Genomic DNA, 17104 nt, shown 5'->3' with positions numbered 1-17104 from the left:
CTGAACGGAAAAGCTGTGCGGCCAGCGCCGTCAAGATTCGCTGAGCGAGCGCGGTAAGGGGCGGGTTAACCCTGTGTCGCGTGCCAGTCGCCCGACTTGCCGCCGCGCTTTTCGATCAGGCGGACCGCGCCGATCTCCATCGTGCGGTCGAGCGCCTTGGCCATGTCGTACACGGTCAGGAGCGCGACGGTGACGGCGGTCAGCGCTTCCATCTCCACGCCCGTCCGCCCGGTCAGACCGACCGTGGCGGTGGCGGTGACGCCGCCGTCATCGGGGACCAGGTCGAGGCTGACCTTGCTCAGCGTCAGCGGGTGGCACAGCGGGATCAGGTCGCTGGTCTTCTTTGCCGCCATGATCCCGGCGATGCGCGCGACGGCGATGACATCGCCTTTCTTGAGCAGGCCGTTGCGGATCGCGCCGGCGGCCTCGGCGGACATGGTGATCCGCCCGGTGGCGATGGCGACGCGCTCGGTCTCCGCCTTTCCGCCCACATCGACCATGCGCGCCGCGCCGCTGGCATCGAGATGGGTGAGGTCGCTCACCCGATCATCGCCCGCGTTGCCGCCTCCACATCGTCCTGCCGCATCAGCGACTCGCCGATCAGGAAGCAGCGCACGCCATGCTGCGCCATCGCGTCGAGATCGGCGCGGCTGGTGAGCCCGCTTTCGGCGACGAAGGTGCAGCCCTCGGGTGCGCGGCCGACCAGTTCGTAGGTGCGGTCGAACGAGACGCTGAAGTCCTTGAGGTTGCGGTTGTTGACCCCGATCAGCCGCGAGCGCAGCGCCAGCGCGCGGTCGAGCTCGGCGGCGTCGTGCACCTCGACCAGCACGTCCATGCCGAGGCCGAGTGCCGCATCCTCGATGTCCGCCATCTGCGCGTCTTCGAGCGCCGCGACGATGATCAGGATCGCGTCGGCGCCGATGCTGCGCGCCTCCAGCACCTGCCACGGATCGATCATGAAATCCTTGCGGATCACCGGCAGGGTGCAGGCGGCGCGCGCGGCGATCAGATACGCCTCATGCCCCTGAAAGAATTGCGCATCGGTCAGCACCGACAGGCACGCCGCGCCGCCGGCGGCATAGGCGCGGGCATGGGCGGGGGGATCGAAGTCGGCGCGGATCAGCCCCTTGGAGGGCGAGGCCTTCTTGATCTCCGCGATCAGGCCGTATCCGGTCGCGGCCTTGGCATCCAGCGCGGCGCGAAAGCCGCGTGGCGGGGTTTGCGCCATCGCCAGCGCCTGAAGGTCCGCCAGCGACGTCGCCGCCTTGCGGTCCGCCACTTCGCCGCGCTTCACCGCGATGATCTCATCCAGCATCGTGCTCATGCGGCGGCGATCCAGCAGTCGAGCAGCGCTTTGGCAAGTCCCTTGTCGATCGTTTCCGCGGCTTCCTCCGCGCCCTCGCGCAGATCGATCGCTTCACCCGAGACGACCAAAGCTGCGGCGGCGTTGAGCAGCACCGCGTCGCGATAGGCCCCGCGCTCGCCATCGAGCAGGCGGCGCAGCGCTGCGGCATTCTCCTGCGCGTCGCCACCGCGCAGTGCGGCGAGCGGGTGGGCGGACAGGCCGGCGTCTGCGGGGGTCACGCGCGCGGGCAGGCTGACATCGCCGATGCTGACCACCACCGAGCCACCTTCGGGCGACAGCTCATCGAGTCCCTCTTCGCCCGCGACGATCGCCGCGCCCTTGACGCCCAGCTGGGCCAGCGCCTCGGCATAGATCGGCGCGTAATCGGGGCGGGCGATGCCGATCAGCTGGCGTTGCACCCCCGCCGGGTTGGCGAGCGGCCCCATCAGGTTGAAGATCGTGCGCCGCCCGATGCGCTTGCGGATCGGGGCGACGCGGGCCATCGCCGGGTGGTGCTTCGCCGCGAAAAGAAAGGCGATGCCGAGGTCGTTGAGGTGCGCTTCGGCATTGGCCGCCGCGCGGTCGAGGTCGAGGCCGAGTGCCTCCAGCGTATCCGCCGCGCCCGATTTCGAGCTGGCGGCGCGGTTGCCATGCTTGGCGACCGGCACGCCCGCCGCCGCGACGACGATCGCGACTGCAGTCGATACGTTGAGCGTGTGATGCCCGTCGCCGCCGGTGCCGCATACGTCGATGGCGTTGGCCGGGGCACTGACCGGGATCACCCGCGCGCGCATCGCCCGCGCCGCCTCGGCAATCTCGATGCTGGTCTCGCCGCGATCGGACAGGGCGATCAGGAATGCCTCGATCTCGTCCTCCGCAGCGCGGCTGTCGAGGATATCGGCGAAGGCCTGCGCCGCGCTTTCGCGGGCGAGCGGGGTGGCGGGATCGGGGAGGAGGCTGAAGCTGGTCACGCCGCCTCTATTCCGGCGTGCGCCGCGCGAGTCGAGCAATTCCTGTTATCGGCGGGTCAAGTTCGACGGATGCGGGTCAGCGCCGGTAGGGGCTATCGAGGTCCCTGATCCAGCCCGCAGTCGCGCCCCGGTCGATCGTGGCCGCAGGGCGCGGTTTGGGGGGAGCGATCATTGCCTTAGACCGCGCCGCATCGGGATCGATCGTTTCGGCAAAGCGCAGCCCCGCCAGGTCGTCCTTGACCCAGATCACGGTGGCGCCGACCGCCTTCAGCACGCCCACCGATACCAGCACGGTCGCGCCCGGCTTCAACCCGTCCGCGCGGTCGATCCGCGCACCGGACACCGACAGGTCCTTGATCCGATGCTTGGTCGGGGCGCCACCGCCAAAGCCGCAAATCTCCGCACCCAGCAACACCTGCTGGCGCGGCTTGCGAGGGGTGAGGGTTTCGTGGATCGCTGGTTCGCCCATGGTTTGACCTTCCAGCTCCGCGCAGACGGAGCCGCAGTTACGCCGTTGCCAGCGATGCTTAGCGCCAATGGGTTAAGCCGATATTGACTGCGGCCCACGGCGGTTCAGGTCAGTTGCTTTGCCTCAAGTCCCGCGATCTTCATGAAATTGGCGAGCATCGCGTGGCCGTGTTCGGTGGCGATGCTTTCGGGGTGGAACTGGACCGAGTGGATCGGGAGGTCGCGGTGGCGGAACGCCATGATGCTGCCGTCCGATGCGGTCGCGTTGACCACCAGCGCGTCGGGAATGTCGGTGACGATCAGCGAATGGTAGCGGGTGGCGGTGAAGGGGCTGGGCAGCCCTTCGAACAGGCCGGTGCCGTCATGGCTGACCGGCGACGTCTTGCCGTGCATCAGTCCGCCGCGCACCACCTTGCCCCCGAAATGCTGGCCGATCGACTGGTGACCCAGGCACACGCCGAGCAGCGGCCTGCCCGCTTCGGCACAGGCGGCGACGAGGTCTAGGCTGATCCCCGCTTCGTTCGGGGTGCACGGGCCGGGCGAGAGCAGGAACGCCTGCGCGTTGCTGGCGATCGCATCCTGCGCGGTGAGCGCGTCGTTGCGCACCACCTTCACCTCCGCGCCCAGCTCCATGAGGTAATGGACCAGGTTCCAGGTGAAGCTGTCGTAATTGTCGATGACGAGGATCATGGGTGGGGGATTAGCCGCGTCAGTAGCCTGCGTCGAGATCGACGACATTCTTCATCGACCGACCCTCGGCAAAGGCGCGGGCGTTGTCGAGGAACAAAGCGGTGGCGCGCATGAACATCCGCGTCTGCGAGCGGCCCGACAGATGCATCGAATGGAGCGTGTTGGGCGCGGTCCAGAGCGGGTGGTCGGCGGGCAGCGGCTCGGGCGTCACCACGTCGAGAAATGCGCCGCCGATCCGCCGCTTGTGCAGCGCGGCGATCAGCGCGTCCTGATCGACCATGTCGCCGCGTGCGACGTTGATCAGCCACGCGCCGGGTTTCATCGCCGCCAGTTCGTCCGCGCCGATCATCGCCGCCGTCGCATCGGTCGAGGGGGCGGCGAGGATGATCCAGTCATGGTCCGCGAGGTGCGTGCGCCACTGGTCGGGCGTCAGCGTGCCGTCGCGGCCCGAGCGGGTAACGCCGGTGACATCGACGCCGAACGCTGCCAGCCGCTCCCCGATCATCCGTCCGATCGTGCCGTAACCGATCACCAGCGCGCGCGTTTCGCATAGCTCGACCTTGCCCGGCGCGTCGCCCGGCCATTCGCGCCGGTCGGCGATCCGCACCACCTCGTCGAAGCGCTTGGCCGCCGCGAGGATGCCGAGCACCGCATATTCGGCGACCGCGATCGCGTTGATACCGACGCCGTTGGTCAGGATCGTGCCGCGCGCCTTGAGCAGGTCGATGTCGAACGCGTCGATCCCGGCATAGATGGTCGACAGCCATTTGAGCTGCTTTCCCGCCGCCGCGATCTCCCCGGTCCAGCCCGGGCGGTTCATGTCGACCCAGCCGATATCGGCGTCGCCGATCATCGCCAGCGCCTCCTCACGGCTGGCGAACCAATGCGCGGTGATGCCGGCGGGCAGGCCGGGTTCGATCAGCGGGCGGGCGAGCGCGGGCAGCACAGCTTTCATGGCCATGATGTTACGGCGGCGGCGAAGAGCGCGCAATTCGCGCCGGACCGAGTCGGTTAGCACGGGCTTCACGCTGTTTCCCTCTGGCAGGCCTCTAGAAAGATTGAGAGGATCGGGTGGGGCAAGGTGTGACCCGCCCCGGGGGTGGGACCAATGGACAAACCGGAATCGCCGCTGATCGCGGCGGATGATCTAGACGTGCGGGAACAGCCGGTTGCGGGTGATCTCGCGCGGGCGGGCGGCAGCTTCACCACAGTCGGGGTCAGCGGTCTCGCACTGGCGCTTGCGGCATGCGATTCGGGCGGCGGTGGGGGCGGTGGCGTTGTCTCGACGCCCGGCCCGACGCCGACGTCCAGCCCGGTGCTGCCGCCCACTGCGGGGCAGGCCAGCCGCTTCCTGGCGCAGGCGACGATGGGCGCGACCGCCGCCGATATCGCCGACGTGCAGGCGCGCGGTTACGACGCCTGGATCACCGCCGAATTCGGGAAATCGCGCCCGACCAGCCTGTGGGACTGGCTGGTGGCCAAGGGCTATAACGACGCGGCCAACGTCAACAACCAGAACGGCTTCGACAATGCGATTTGGAGCCAGCTGGTCGGGGCGGGCGATCAGCTGCGCCAGCGGGTCGGCATGGCGCTGCTCGAAATCCTTGTCGTCGGGATCGACGGGGTCAACCTGAGCTGGCGGCAATTCGCGATGGCCGCCTATGTCGACATCCTCATGGAGCATGCGTTCGGCAATTTCCGCACGCTGATCGAGCGGGTCACCTACAACCCCGCAATGGGGTCGTTCCTGACCTATCTCGGCAACCGCAAGGCGGACAGCCGCACCGGATCGGTCCCCGACGAGAATTATGCGCGCGAGCTGATGCAGCTGTTCACCATCGGCCTCTACCGGCTGAACATGGACGGCAGCGTGGTGACGTCGGGCGGACAGCCGGTCGAGACCTATACGCCGGCGGACGTATCGGGGCTGGCGCGGGTCTTCACGGGCCTTGTGCTCGACAGTTCCGACAATACGACGCCGGACCGCTACCGCCGTGCGATGATCTTCAACACCGGTCAGCATGAGACTGGCGCTTCGACCTTCCTTGGCACCAATGTGGCGGCGGGGGCATCGGGCGCGGATGCGGTCAAGCAGGCGCTCGACGCGATCTTTGCTCACCCCAATGTGCCGCCGTTCGTATCGAAACAGCTGATCCAGCGGCTGGCCACCAGCAATCCCTCGCCCGCCTATGTCGGGCGCGTCGCGGCGAAGTTCGCCGACAATGGATCGGGCGTGCGCGGCGACATGCAGGCGGTGATCCGCGCGATCCTGATGGACAGCGAGGCACGGACCGAGCCGACCGCCACCAGCGCGGGCAAGTTGCGCGAGCCGGTGATGCGCCTGACCGGCTGGGCGCGCGCATTCGGTGCGACCAGCGTGTCGGGCAACTGGACCACCGGCAACACCAGCAATTCCACCAACCGATTGGCACAGTCGATGGGACGCAGCCCGTCGGTGTTCAACTTCTTCCGCCCCGGCTACACCCCGCCCAACACGCCGATCGCGACCGCCGGGCTGGTCGCGCCGGAATTGCAGATCACCAATGAAATCAGCGTTGTCGGCTATGTGAACTACATGCAGTCGGTGGTGAACAACACGACCGACCTGCGCACCGATTACGGTTCGATCAGCGGTATCGCGGGGGACAGCGCGGCACTGGTCGAGCGGGTCAATCTGTGGCTCGCCGCCGGTCAGCTCTCCAGCGCCACCGTGGCGGCGATCCGTGCTGCGGTGGACAGCTCGACCAACACCAATAACCGCATCGCGATCGCTGTCCTGCTGACGCTGGCGTCGCCCGAATTTCTGACGTTGAAGTGAGGGGCCGGGACATGGATCAGAACCAATCGCGCCGCGCCTTCCTCAAGCGCACCGCCGCGCTCGGTGCAGCGGGTGCCGCCGCGCCTTTCGTCACGCAGCTTGCCGCGATCGGCGAAGCATCGGCCGCGGTCGCCAGCGATTACAAGGCTTTGGTGTGCATCTTCCTCTATGGCGGCAATGATTACGCCAACACGCTGCCGCCCTATGACAGCGCAACGCATGCCGCCTATCTCGCGCAGCGCCCGACGCTGGGGCACACGCGCGACAGCCTGACCGCGACATTGCTCAACCCGGCCAATGCGCTGGGTGGGCGGCAATATGCGCTGGCGCCGACGATGGCGTCGCTGCTGCCGTTGTTCAATGCGGGCAAGCTCGCCCCGGTCCTCAATGTCGGCACGCTGGTGCGGCCGACGACCAAGGCGGAATACAACGCGCGGTCGGTGGCGCTGCCGCCCAAGCTGTTCAGCCACAACGACCAGCAAAGCTATTGGCAGGCATCGAGCGCGGAGGGCGCGACGTCGGGCTGGGGCGGCCGCATCGGCGACCTGCTGCAGAGCGGCAACGGCACCAGCGCGCTGACCTGTATCAGCGCTTCGGGCAATGCGACCTATCTGTCGGGGCGCAGTGCAATCCAATATGTCACCGGCACCAACGGGCCGACCGCGCTGATCAACGGCGCATCGACGCTGTTCGGATCGGCCACCGCGGCCAGCACGCTGCGGACGCTGATGGGCGGGGCGCAGGCGAACCTCATCGCCAACGAACATGCCACCGTGTCGAAACGCGCGCTCGACCTCTATGCGCAGGTCAATGGTGCGCTGGGCAGCGCACCGGCGGCGAATTTCCCGTTGTTTCCGGTCGGCAATTCGCTGGCCGACCAGCTCAAGATCGTCGCGCGCCTGATTTCGGTGTCGCAGGAACTGGGTTCCAAACGACAGGTGTTCTTCGTGTCGATCGGCGGGTGGGACATGCACGATTTCCTGCTGCGCGATCACCCGACCCTGATCGGTCGCGTCGCCGACGCGATGCGTGCTTTCTACGACACCACCAACGCGCTGGGCATCGCGGACAAGGTGACCAGCTTCACCGCATCCGATTTCGGCCGTACTCTGACGCAGAATGACGACGGCTCCGACCATGGCTGGGGCAGCATGCATTTCGTGCTGGGCGGCGCGGTGCAGGGCGGCCGCATCTATGGCACCCCGCCCGATTTCGGGCACAACACGCCAAGCGATGTGGGACAGGGGCGCCTGCTGCCGACGACCTCGGTCGATCAATATGCCGCGACGCTGGCAAGCTGGTTCGGGGTGTCGGCGGGGAACATGTCGACGGTGCTGCCGAACATCGGGAATTACGCGACGACGAATCTGGGGTTTGTTTGAGGGTCGAGGCGGACGGCTCAGAGGCGGCGCATCGAAAGTTCGAGCGGGCCGAAATCGATCGCGTCGAGATTGCAGCCCGGCGAGCCGGCAATCGCGACCGGGACCGAGATCGGCACGAAGATCCCCAGCCGCGCGCTCAGGCGTTGCACGAAGCTTTCGGCCTGCAGCATTGCTTCGGACGGCGGTGCGCGCCATGCGCCGCGATAGCGGTAGCGCAGCGGGCCATAGCTGCGCGCCTTGAGGCGATACACCGCGTCGAATTCATTGACGCGGCTCGCCTCCTGCACGAGCACGCGACAGTTTCCCCGCTGCGCATGGACCCGGCTGATATCGGCATAGCGATGCTCGCGCGTGGCGGTGAACCCCTGAGCTTGCAGCCGCGCGATCACCTCCGCGTCGAACCGTGCCTGGTCGCGCAGGACCGCGCCGGTCGCCATCGCCTTGACCCCAAGCGAACCTGCGATCAGTGCCAGGCCAAGCGCACTAAGCGCGCCGATCCGCCAGCCGGGCACACCCAACCCCCACGATAACGGCGACAACGGCGAGGCCTGCCCATGCGAACAGCATTCCGCCCGGACCGCTGTGCCAATAGTCATAATATTGCTGCTTGTGCGCGATCACCGCCAGGCGCAGCACGTTGACGAACAAATTGGCGCCCATCGCCGTCATGCACAGCAGCACCGAGTGGCGATCGAGCGGAATGCGCAGCAATTGCGTCAGCGCGGCCCAGAACAGGACCGCCAAGGTCATGTTGTCCATCGACGAACAACCAAAGCCGATGACGAACGGCTGGGCCTCACCCGCGAAATAGACGAGATTGCCCTGCGCCGTGGTCCCCGCAAGCCACGCGACAAAGGCGGCATCGAGCGACAGCACCGGGCCGCCGGCAAGAACCAGCAACGCGCGGCCCCAGATCAGCATCGAGGTCAGCGCGAGCGCAATCACGCCGATCCGTCGCGCACGCGACCCCTTTGTGCCGCGCAACAGCATCCACAGCCCGCCCAGGAACACGCCCACCGCTCCCGCCAATGGGATGGGGGTGAAGGCTGCACCCAGCACGGCGGCAAATACCAGCCAGTCGCGCGCGGTCATTGCCGGGCGGGCATCGCCCGCTTCATCGGGTTCGGCCGCGATGCTGCCGATGGCGAACAGCGCGAACCACAGCGCCGGGTTGACCCCGCCCAGATCGAGCAGGGTGGTTGCCCATCCGCGCGCAAAGCTGGCGAGCAAGTTCGATGCCAGCGCGTTGACCCCCGCCACGATGGTGGCGAGGGCGAGCCAGCTTGTCCGATCAATGGTCGTTCCGGCCGCGCCACGCGGCGCGGATCGTTCAGCGCTTGATACGGCGACGAAGCGCACGATAGCCGACCGCAACGCCGATCATTGCGGCAAGGCCCACGCCCATTTCGGGCGTCGGCGTTGGCGGCAGTCCGGCGATTGCCGGGCTTGCGCCCACCACTGCCATCACCGCGAATGCCATCAGAGTTCCGGCGCGCATCGTCATTGTTCCCCTATCCTGTTCTGCTAAATCGATATCATCACGGGCGGCGTTGTAAATCGTCGGTGCCGAAAATTGAGGGGTAAGTGGCGGGCGTGAGCGCGTATTTTTGGACATCGCTCGTGCTCGGCGGCGGGTTCGCGCTGCTGTTCGCGCTGGAGGCGGACGGGGACGTCGAGCGGTCGGTCAACCGACGGCGGCGCTGGACCACCAATTTCGGGCTTGGCGCGATTGGGTTCGCGATCGCGGCGCTGCTGCCCGTTTCCACCCTGGTCGCGGCGTCATGGTCCCGCGCGGCGGGACTGGGCCTGGAAGCGCATCTTGCCATGGCCGCAGCGGTGGCCCTCGCCGTGCTGCTCGTCACGCGCAGCTTCGCCGCCTATTGGCTGCACCGCGCGATGCATGCCCATCCCTTGCTCTGGCGGCTGCACCGCGTCCATCACGCTGATGCGGAGCTCGACGTGTCGAGCGGCCTGCGCAACCATCCGATCGAGCAGCTGGTGGGCCTAGCCCTTGCCGTCGCGATCAGCGCAGCGCTCGCGCCCGCGAGCGCGGTGGTGCTGGCGGTCGATGCGCTGTTGCTGATGGCGGCGTTCTGGCAGCATGCCGATGTCCGGTTGCCTGCACCGGCCGCCAGCGTTGCCGAGCGGCTGTTCGTCACGCCGCGCTATCACCGGCTGCATCACGACGCGGCGGCGGGCGCGGCATCGGGCAATTATGGCGATATGTTCACCCTGTGGGACCGCCTGTTCGGGACCGAGCGGCGTCCCGATGGCTCGGACGTCGTGGTCGGCATTGCCGACGCACCGCGCGACGGGTTGCTGATCCAGCTGGCGTCACCCCTGCGCCGGTAAGGGCGCGCGGGCCTTTCGTTGCAGAGGGGGCTGTCTCCCCGGCCTTCGCCGGGGCGTCAGTTTAGATCTCGACCTTCCAGTCCCACCCAATCGGATCGCCGTCCATCACCTCGACGCCAGCACCGATCAGCTCGTCGCGGAGTGCGTCCGATCGGGCGAAGTCCTTCGCGGCGCGGGCTTCCTTGCGCTGCGCCAGGCGCGTTTCGATTTCCGCTTCGCTGACCAGTGCGTCGGCGGGGCGGACGCGGAGGTCGGCGCGGGACAAATGCAGCAGGTCCAGGCCCAGCACTTCGTCGAACTGTGCCAGCACCATCAGCCGCGCTTCCTGTCCCAATTGCTTGTCGGCGAGCAGTTCCTCCAGCACCGGCAGCGCCCTGGGGGTGTTGAGGTCGTCCGACACCGCCGCGTCGAGCCGCTCGAGATAGCTTGCGGCATTCCCGCCACCCTTGCCCTCGGCGGCACGGAATTTCTCCGCCGCCAGCACCAGCCGCCGCAGCCGCACGAGCGCCGCCATCAGATTCTCGCCGCTGAACTCCAGCTCGCTGCGGTAATGCGCGCTCAGGCACATCAGGCGATAGGCGAGCGGGTGCACGCCCTTTGCCACCAGCGCTTCGAGCGTCGCGATGCCGCCCTTCGACTTCGACATTTTCCCGCCGCGATCGACCAGGAAATTGTTGTGCATCCAGACCTTCGCGCCCGAATTCGCGCACCCGCAATGCGCCTGATTCTGCGCGATTTCGTTGACGTGGTGGATCTCGCGATGGTCGATCCCGCCGGTGTGGATGTCGAATGGCAGGCCGAGCAGCTCGGCGCTCATCACCGAACATTCGAGGTGCCAGCCCGGCGCGCCGCGACCCCAGGGCGAATCCCACTCCATCTGCCGCGTCTCGCCCGGCGGGGTGGTGCGCCAGATCGCGAAATCCTGCGGATGGCGCTTGCCTTCGACGCTCTCGATCCGGCCTTCACCGGCATCGTCCTGCCCGCCGGACAGCTTGCCGTAATCGGGCACGGTGCTGCTGTCGAAATACAGGCCGCTGTCGAGCTGGTAGCAATGCCGGTCGGCGATGCCCTTGGCGAAGTCGATCATCTTCGCGACGTAATCGGTCGCCAGCGGCATGTGATCGGGGGTGCGGATGTTGAGGTCGCGCAAATTGCGGCGGAACACATCGGCATAGTGGCGGGAGATGTCCCACGCGCTCAGGCCGCGCTGCTTCGCCGCCGCTTCCATCTTGTCCTCGCCCGCATCGGCGTCGGAGGTCAGATGGCCGACATCGGTGATGTTGATGACATGGGTCAGGGCATGGCCCTTCCACCGCAGCACTCGGCTGAGCGTATCGGTGAAGACATAGGCGCGCAGATTGCCGAGATGCGGGTCGCTATAGACCGTCGGCCCGCACGAATAGACGCGCACGCCCTTGGCGGGGTCGATCGGCGCGAACGGTTCGAGCGCGCGGGTGAGGCTGTTGTAGAGGGTGAGCGTGGCGCCAGTCATGTGCGGCGCCATAGCGCGGGGGAGGCGGCTTACCAACCTCCCCGCGCGGGAATCATGCGGCGAGCGGCTTGGGCTTCTCGCTCACGCGGAAGGTGCCGGTGCCGAAACTGCCGCCGCTGTGGATCGGCAGCGCCGTCGCGCAGAACGCGCACTCGGCGGTCATGCGCCCGATCATCCAGTGCGACTGGCCGCATCCGGGGCACACATTCTGCTCGCCGGGGCGAAAGGCAATGCGATAGCCGCTCTGGGCGGCAGTGAAGGGGGTCGTGTCATAGAACATCGGCTCGTCTCCAGACTTGCCCGGTTCGACGCACGGAAACGCGATTTTGTTCCAAGCGCGTATCGACGGAGCGGGTCAGGTGTCGCCAAACTGCAACACGTCCCGAGTCAGTCCAACGGACGAATTCGGTCCAGCACGGTGTAGGCCATGACGGCGGTCGCGACGGCTGCATTCAGGCTATCCGCCTTGCCCAGCATCGGGATTTTGACCCGCACGTCGCACGCTGCGGCATAATCGGAGGGGAGCCCCTGCGCCTCGTTCCCGGTCAGCAGGAACACCGGCGCGGCAAAGTTCGGCGCGCGGTAATCGACTGCCCCCTCGAGCGCGAGGCCGACCAGCTGGCCGGGGCCGGCGCGCAGCCAGGCGTGGAATTCATCCCACGGCGCACGCGCCAAGGGAATCGTGAAGAGAGCGCCCATGCTCGCGCGGACCGCTTCGACGCTGAACGGATCGACGCACTCGTCGACCAGGATCAGCCCGCCCGCGGCGACCGCATCGGCAGTGCGCAGGATCGTGCCGAGATTGCCCGGATCGCGCAGCCGCTCGGCCACCAGCCAGAGCGGCGCGGCGCTGCGGTCGATGCGGGCGAGGTCGGTCGAAAGCTCGCGATAGACGCCCACGACCGCGCCGGGATTATCCTTGCCCGACAGCTTGGACAGAATGTCGCTGTCGGTCTGGATGACCTCACCGCCCGAACCTTCCGTCGCGGCGATGAGCTCCTGCGCCAGCGGGTGTCCGTCATGGCCCTTGGCAAAGAACAGATAGGCGGGGAGATGCCCCGCCTCGCGCGCTTCGGTCAGGATGCGCAGCCCTTCGGCCAGGAACAGCCCCTCGTCGCGACGATGCTTCTTGTCGCGCAAGGAGCGGACCCGCTTCACCAGCGGGTTGGAAAAGGCGGTTATTTCGCGCACCGGCTCAATCCTCGCCGAAGCGATCCTCGACCAGTTCGACGAGCTTTAGCACCGCGTCCTCGGCGCCGTCACCGGCTGCGCTGATCGTGATCGTGTCGCCCATCGCCGCGCCCAGCATCATCAGGCCCATGATCGACGTGCCGGTAACGGCGTTGCCGTCCTTCTCGACGGTCAGTTCGCACGGCAGCGACGAGGCAAGGGTGACGAACTTCGCGCTGGCGCGCGCGTGCAGTCCGCGGCGGTTGCCGATCAGGACGGTGCGGCTGACCCGGCTCAAGCGGCGGCCTCGCCGAGCACTTCGGACGCGACGGTGATGTACTTCTTGCCCGCTTCACGCGCGGCGGCGACCGCCTCGGTCACCTTCATCGTCTTGCGCGCGCCGCCCAGGCGAATCAGCATCGGCAGGTTGATGCCGGCGATCACCTCGACCCTGCCGGCCTCCAGCAGCGAAATGGCCAGATTCGACGGGGTGCCGCCGAACAGGTCGGTCAGCAGGATCACCCCGCGCCCGCCATCGACCGCGACGATCGCCTTGGCGATATCCGCGCGCCGCTCCTCCATATCGTCTTCGGGGCCGATGCAGATGGTGGCAATCCGGTCCTGACGGCCGACGACATGCTCCATCGCGACGACGAACTCCTCCGCGAGCCGCCCGTGCGTCACGAGTACCAGTCCAATCATGTCTTTACGCTTGTCCCATGCGGTTCAGTTGCCGACCGGCGGGCCTTCTAGCGAGTCCTGCGGCGCGGTTTGCAAGTCACGATGCGTCACCGTGGGCGAAAAACCCGCGTCGCGCAACCGGGCAGCGACGCGTTCGGCGACGTGCACCGACCGGTGTCTCCCGCCGGTACAGCCAAATGCGATGGTAACATAGGATTTTCCTTCCGCCTGATAGCGGGGGAGGAGGAGCAGCAGCAGCTCCTCGATCCGTCCAACCCCGTCGGCATAGGCCGGGTCGCCGGCGACATAGGCAGCGACGTCGGGGTCCTTGCCCGTGCCCGGGCGCAACGATTCGACCCAGTGCGGATTGCGCAGGAAGCGCATGTCGAGCACCAGGTCGGCCCCGGTCGGCACGCCGCGCGCAAAGCCGAACGACATCACCGACACCACCGTCTCGCCCAGGCCCGGTCCGGAAAAGGTCGTGCGGATCTGTTGCGCCAGTTCGTTCGACGTCAGGCTGGTCGTGTCGATCACGCGATTGGCCCAACGGCGCAGCGGCTGCAGCAACTCGCGCTCGCGCACGATCCCGTCGCCCGCCGGCCGGTCGAGCGCGAGCGGGTGGCGACGGCGCGTCTCCGAATATCGTCGCTCCAGCTCCGCGCCCGCGCAATCGAGGAACAGGGTGCCCATGTCGTAGCCGCGCTCGTCGCGCAGCTTCTTGATGCGGCGCACGATGCTGTCGGCGTCGAACCCGCGCGTGCGCGTGCCGATGCCGAGCGCGAGCGGGCGATCGTCGCCGTCGCTGCCCTCGGGTGGGTCGGTGTCGAGCAGGCGATTGAGCAGCAGCAGCGGCAGATTGTCGACCACCTCCCACCCCAGATCCTCCAGCGTGCGCAGCACGGTCGACTTACCCGCGCCCGACATGCCGGTGACCAGCAGGATCTGCTTGGGCCGCCGCTTGCTCATCGCCTGAGCTCCGTGAGGTGACGCAATGCCAGTTCGACCTTGATCGGCGCCGACGGTTCGAGCGCGGGCAGCGCCACTACCGGCACGTCGACCCCGGCGATTCGTCGCGATTGCGGCCCCTCCGGCATGCGCGGCGGATCGTCGAGAATGGTAACGAGCAGCGCGATCGGTGCGCTGTCGGCATGAGGCAGGGTGATCAGGCCGATCCCACGCACCTCGATCTTACCCGCGATCGTCGCCGGGGGGGCGCCATACAGCATGCCGTCGCGCCGCGCGCAGATCGTATAGTCGTCGGACACCAGCAGCGCGCCCCGGTCGATGAGCCGCAGCGCCAGATCGGACTTGCCTTCGCCCGACCGCCCCTCGACCAGCACGGCGCGCCCGTCGATCGCGACGCAGGACGCGTGCAGCGTTTCGGAAGACAGGATCGCCACGCTTCTAACTCCCCGTACGCTCAACCCGCCTGCACGAACGGCAGCCGGACGACGAACCGCGCGCCCTGCATCCGGTCCTCGCGCGTTTCGACGCCGATCGTACCCTGATGACCTTCGACGATGGTCCGCGCAATCGCAAGTCCCAGTCCGGAATGTTTGCCGAATTCCTCGCCCTCCGGCCGGTCGGTGTGAAAGCGGCGGAAGATCGCCTCGCGGGCTTCTTCCGGTACACCCGGCCCCTCGTCCTCGACCCGCGCCTCCAGCATGTCGCCGACGGCGATCAGCGATAGCGCCACGGTGCCGCCATCGGGGGAAAAGGAGATGGCGTTGTCGATCAGATTGGCAAAGACCCGCTCCAGCCGTGCGCCTTCGCCCATCACGCGCGGCATCGGCCCGATCGGCGCGTCGAAGCGCAGGCGGATGCCGCGCTCGACCCCGCGCGCGGTGCGCTGCTCGACCATCGCCGCCAGCATCGCGCCCAGATCGACCGGATCGAACTTGGCACGCGACAGCTGCGCATCGAGCCGCGATGCCTCCGAAATGTCGCTGATCAGCCGGTCGAGCCGCAGCACATCGTCGCGCACCACCGCCAGCAGCTGCGCCTGCAGCGCCGGATCGCGCACCGCCATCAGGCTGTCGACGGCGGAGCGGAGCGAGGCGAGCGGGTTCTTGATCTCATGCGCCAGATCGGCGGCGAACGCCTCGGTCGCGTCGATCCGCGCGCGCAGGGCGAGGCTCATGTCGGACAGCGACCGGGCGAGGTGCCCGATCTCGTCGCGCCGTTCGGGCAGGCGCGGCACCACCACTTCGCGCGCGCGCCCCAGCCGCACCCGCACCGCCGCGCGGGCGAGGCGGCGCAGCGGGCGGACGATGGTGCGGGCGAGGAACAGCGAGAGGAAGATCGACAACCCGGCGGTGAAGGCCAGCACCAGCCCCAGCCGGAACCGCTCGATCCGCACCCGCTGGGTAATGTCGCGCGCGTTGGAGCTGGTGAACACCGCCCCTCCCGGTCCGTAGGGCGCTGCGGCGGTGATGACGGGCGTGCGATCGGGCGCGCGCCACACCGTCGCGCTCGCCTCACCCGTGCGCAGCGCGGCGGCGAGATCGGGCCAGTCCAGCCCCTTGGTCGGCGCGCGCTCGCGAAACTGCTGCGCCCGGTCCGCGCCCGCCACGGTATCGATCACCGCGTCGAGGAAGCGCGCCGCGCTCTGGTTCCACGGATCCTTGTCGGGATCGCGCAGCACGAAATTGTTGAGGCCCAGTGCGCGCGTGTCGAGCGTCATCCGCCCCGCGCGATCATACAGGCGGATGCGGATATCCGCCTCGCTCGCCACGCGTTCGATCAGCGCGGTGCGATCGTCCGGCGGGGTCATTGCGATCGCCTGCGCGATCAGCCGCGCCTCGCGGCTGGCCTGTTCGACGCGGCTGTCCACGATCCGCGCGCGATAGCTGTCGAGGTAGAAGAACCCACCCGCCAGCATCACCAGCGCAAAGATGTTCACCGCCAGAATGCGCGGCGTCAGGCTGACGCGGCCCGACCAGCGCAGCGACAGGTCGCGCTCTTCCCGCGGTGCCGCGGGCCTATTCGTCGGAGAAGCGATATCCGGCGCCATAGAGCGTCTCGATGGCGTCGAATGTGGGATCGACCTGCCGGAATTTGCGGCGCACGCGCTTGATATGGCTGTCGATGGTGCGGTCATCGACGTAGATGTCGTCCTGGTACGCCGCATCCATCAGCTGGTTGCGCGTCTTGACGATGCCGGGCCGCTGGGCGAGCGTTTCGAGGATCATGAATTCGGTGACGGTCAGGGTGACGTTGTCGCCCTTCCACGTCACCTTGTGCCGCGCCGGGTCCATCGTGAGCGGGCCGCGCTCGATCACCGGCTGGACCTCGGTCGTCGCCTCCTCTTCGCCCTGCGCCGTCGCCGCGACCAGCTCGGTCCGGCGCAGGATCGCGCGGATGCGGGCGATCAGCAGCCGCTGGCTGAACGGCTTGGCGATATAATCGTCCGCGCCCATGGCAAGGCCCAGCGCCTCGTCCAGCTCGTCATCCTTGCTGGTCAGGAAGATCACCGGGATCTGGCTCTTCTCGCGCAGCCGGCGCAGCAGCTCCAGCCCGTCCATGCGCGGCATCTTGATGTCGAGCACCGCCAGCTCGGGCGGATTGTCGACCAGCGCCTTCAGCGCCGCCTCGCCATCCGAATAGACGCGCGTCACAAACCCTTCGGCCTGCAACGCGATCGACACGGACGTCAGGATGTTGCGGTCGTCATCGACCAGCGCAATCGTTGCGGTCATGCACGCGGGGTAGCGGAATGTGCCGCGCGGCTCAACA

The 17104-nt window shown here is 67.7% G+C and carries 21 protein-coding genes; 3 read left to right on the top strand and 18 right to left on the bottom strand.

Going from position 1 to position 17104, the window contains the following annotated elements; translation table 11 throughout:
* Nucleotides 1-65: 65 nt before the first annotated feature.
* The 6 genes from moaC to ACO05N_RS00920 form a co-directional block, all read right to left on the bottom strand.
* Nucleotides 66-542 carry a cyclic pyranopterin monophosphate synthase MoaC gene (gene moaC / locus ACO05N_RS00945; protein ID WP_422055333.1) on the bottom strand — a complete coding sequence of 159 codons (477 nt, stop codon included), beginning with the start codon at nt 540-542 and terminating at the stop codon, nt 66-68.
* Nucleotides 539-1324 (bottom strand): indole-3-glycerol phosphate synthase TrpC, encoded by a 786-nt coding sequence (gene trpC, locus ACO05N_RS00940; protein ID WP_422055332.1) that lies wholly within the window; start codon nt 1322-1324, stop codon nt 539-541. Before trpC ends, moaC begins: the two co-directional genes overlap by 4 nt.
* Nucleotides 1321-2316 (bottom strand): anthranilate phosphoribosyltransferase, encoded by a 996-nt coding sequence (gene trpD, locus ACO05N_RS00935; protein ID WP_422055331.1) that lies wholly within the window; start codon nt 2314-2316, stop codon nt 1321-1323. Before trpD ends, trpC begins: the two co-directional genes overlap by 4 nt.
* 76 nt (nt 2317-2392) lie before the next feature.
* Entirely contained in the window at nt 2393-2785 is a 393-nt protein-coding gene (locus ACO05N_RS00930; protein WP_422055330.1) for a PilZ domain-containing protein, read from the bottom strand.
* A 104-nt stretch (nt 2786-2889) separates the two neighbouring features.
* A complete protein-coding gene (locus ACO05N_RS00925) occupies nt 2890-3474 on the bottom strand; it encodes an anthranilate synthase component II (RefSeq protein WP_422055329.1) in 585 nt (194 codons plus the stop codon).
* Between the two features lie 19 nt (nt 3475-3493).
* Nucleotides 3494-4429, bottom strand: a complete 936-nt coding sequence (locus ACO05N_RS00920; RefSeq protein ID WP_422058677.1) for a D-2-hydroxyacid dehydrogenase — start codon at nt 4427-4429, stop codon at nt 3494-3496.
* Between the two features lie 153 nt (nt 4430-4582).
* Between ACO05N_RS00920 and ACO05N_RS00915 the strand changes: the two genes are divergently transcribed.
* Complete coding sequence (locus ACO05N_RS00915) at nt 4583-6292, top strand: DUF1800 domain-containing protein (RefSeq protein ID WP_422055328.1); 1710 nt, start codon at nt 4583-4585, stop codon at nt 6290-6292.
* A gap of 11 nt (nt 6293-6303) precedes the next feature.
* On the top strand, nt 6304-7674 hold the full coding sequence (locus ACO05N_RS00910) for a DUF1501 domain-containing protein (protein ID WP_422055327.1): 1371 nt from the start codon (nt 6304-6306) through the stop codon (nt 7672-7674).
* A 17-nt stretch (nt 7675-7691) separates the two neighbouring features.
* Here the strand turns inward: ACO05N_RS00910 and ACO05N_RS00905 are convergent, their stop codons facing one another.
* The 3 genes from ACO05N_RS00905 to ACO05N_RS00895 all read right to left on the bottom strand — a co-directional run bounded on the left by ACO05N_RS00905 (nt 7692) and on the right by ACO05N_RS00895 (nt 9172).
* Nucleotides 7692-8186 carry a hypothetical protein gene (locus tag ACO05N_RS00905; RefSeq protein WP_422055326.1) on the bottom strand — a complete coding sequence of 165 codons (495 nt, stop codon included), beginning with the start codon at nt 8184-8186 and terminating at the stop codon, nt 7692-7694.
* Nucleotides 8158-8934: a hypothetical protein gene (locus ACO05N_RS00900; RefSeq protein ID WP_422055325.1), complete on the bottom strand. Its 777-nt coding sequence runs from the start codon at nt 8932-8934 to the stop codon at nt 8158-8160. The genes ACO05N_RS00905 and ACO05N_RS00900 overlap by 29 nt, the downstream gene beginning before the upstream one ends.
* Nucleotides 8935-9004: 70 nt before the next feature.
* Nucleotides 9005-9172, bottom strand: a complete 168-nt coding sequence (locus ACO05N_RS00895; protein ID WP_422055324.1) for a hypothetical protein — start codon at nt 9170-9172, stop codon at nt 9005-9007.
* A 95-nt stretch (nt 9173-9267) separates the two neighbouring features.
* Here ACO05N_RS00895 and ACO05N_RS00890 point away from each other — a divergent pair, with 95 nt between their 5' ends.
* Nucleotides 9268-10026, top strand: coding sequence for a sterol desaturase family protein (locus tag ACO05N_RS00890; RefSeq protein ID WP_422055323.1), 759 nt, complete (start codon nt 9268-9270; stop codon nt 10024-10026).
* A 61-nt stretch (nt 10027-10087) separates the two neighbouring features.
* Here ACO05N_RS00890 and cysS read toward each other — a convergent pair whose 3' ends face one another.
* The 9 genes from cysS to ACO05N_RS00845 form a co-directional block, all read right to left on the bottom strand.
* On the bottom strand, nt 10088-11518 hold the full coding sequence (gene cysS / locus ACO05N_RS00885) for a cysteine--tRNA ligase (protein WP_422055322.1): 1431 nt from the start codon (nt 11516-11518) through the stop codon (nt 10088-10090).
* Between the two features lie 52 nt (nt 11519-11570).
* The gene (locus tag ACO05N_RS00880) at nt 11571-11798 is read right to left on the bottom strand and encodes a hypothetical protein (RefSeq protein WP_422055321.1); all 228 of its coding nucleotides are present in this window, start codon (nt 11796-11798) and stop codon (nt 11571-11573) included.
* A 107-nt stretch (nt 11799-11905) separates the two neighbouring features.
* Nucleotides 11906-12709: a TrmH family RNA methyltransferase gene (locus ACO05N_RS00875; protein ID WP_422055320.1), complete on the bottom strand. Its 804-nt coding sequence runs from the start codon at nt 12707-12709 to the stop codon at nt 11906-11908.
* A 4-nt stretch (nt 12710-12713) separates the two neighbouring features.
* Nucleotides 12714-12986 carry an HPr family phosphocarrier protein gene (locus ACO05N_RS00870; RefSeq protein ID WP_422055319.1) on the bottom strand — a complete coding sequence of 91 codons (273 nt, stop codon included), beginning with the start codon at nt 12984-12986 and terminating at the stop codon, nt 12714-12716.
* Complete coding sequence (locus tag ACO05N_RS00865) at nt 12983-13390, bottom strand: PTS sugar transporter subunit IIA (protein ID WP_422055318.1); 408 nt, start codon at nt 13388-13390, stop codon at nt 12983-12985. The genes ACO05N_RS00870 and ACO05N_RS00865 overlap by 4 nt, the downstream gene beginning before the upstream one ends.
* Nucleotides 13391-13414: 24 nt before the next feature.
* A complete protein-coding gene (rapZ, locus tag ACO05N_RS00860) occupies nt 13415-14335 on the bottom strand; it encodes an RNase adapter RapZ (RefSeq protein ID WP_422055317.1) in 921 nt (306 codons plus the stop codon).
* Nucleotides 14332-14769, bottom strand: coding sequence for an HPr kinase/phosphorylase (locus ACO05N_RS00855; protein WP_422055316.1), 438 nt, complete (start codon nt 14767-14769; stop codon nt 14332-14334). Before ACO05N_RS00855 ends, rapZ begins: the two co-directional genes overlap by 4 nt.
* 20 nt (nt 14770-14789) lie before the next feature.
* Nucleotides 14790-16382 (bottom strand): stimulus-sensing domain-containing protein, encoded by a 1593-nt coding sequence (locus ACO05N_RS00850; RefSeq protein WP_422055315.1) that lies wholly within the window; start codon nt 16380-16382, stop codon nt 14790-14792.
* Nucleotides 16351-17067: a response regulator transcription factor gene (locus tag ACO05N_RS00845; RefSeq protein WP_422055314.1), complete on the bottom strand. Its 717-nt coding sequence runs from the start codon at nt 17065-17067 to the stop codon at nt 16351-16353. Before ACO05N_RS00845 ends, ACO05N_RS00850 begins: the two co-directional genes overlap by 32 nt.
* Between the last annotated feature and the right edge of the window lie 37 nt (nt 17068-17104).

It is taken from the genome of Sphingomonas sp. (assembly GCF_965227385.1).
GTDB lineage: Bacteria > Pseudomonadota > Alphaproteobacteria > Sphingomonadales > Sphingomonadaceae > Sphingomonas.
The sequence above is the reverse complement of the archived record's forward strand: the minus strand, read 5'-3'. Positions and strand labels throughout refer to the sequence as shown.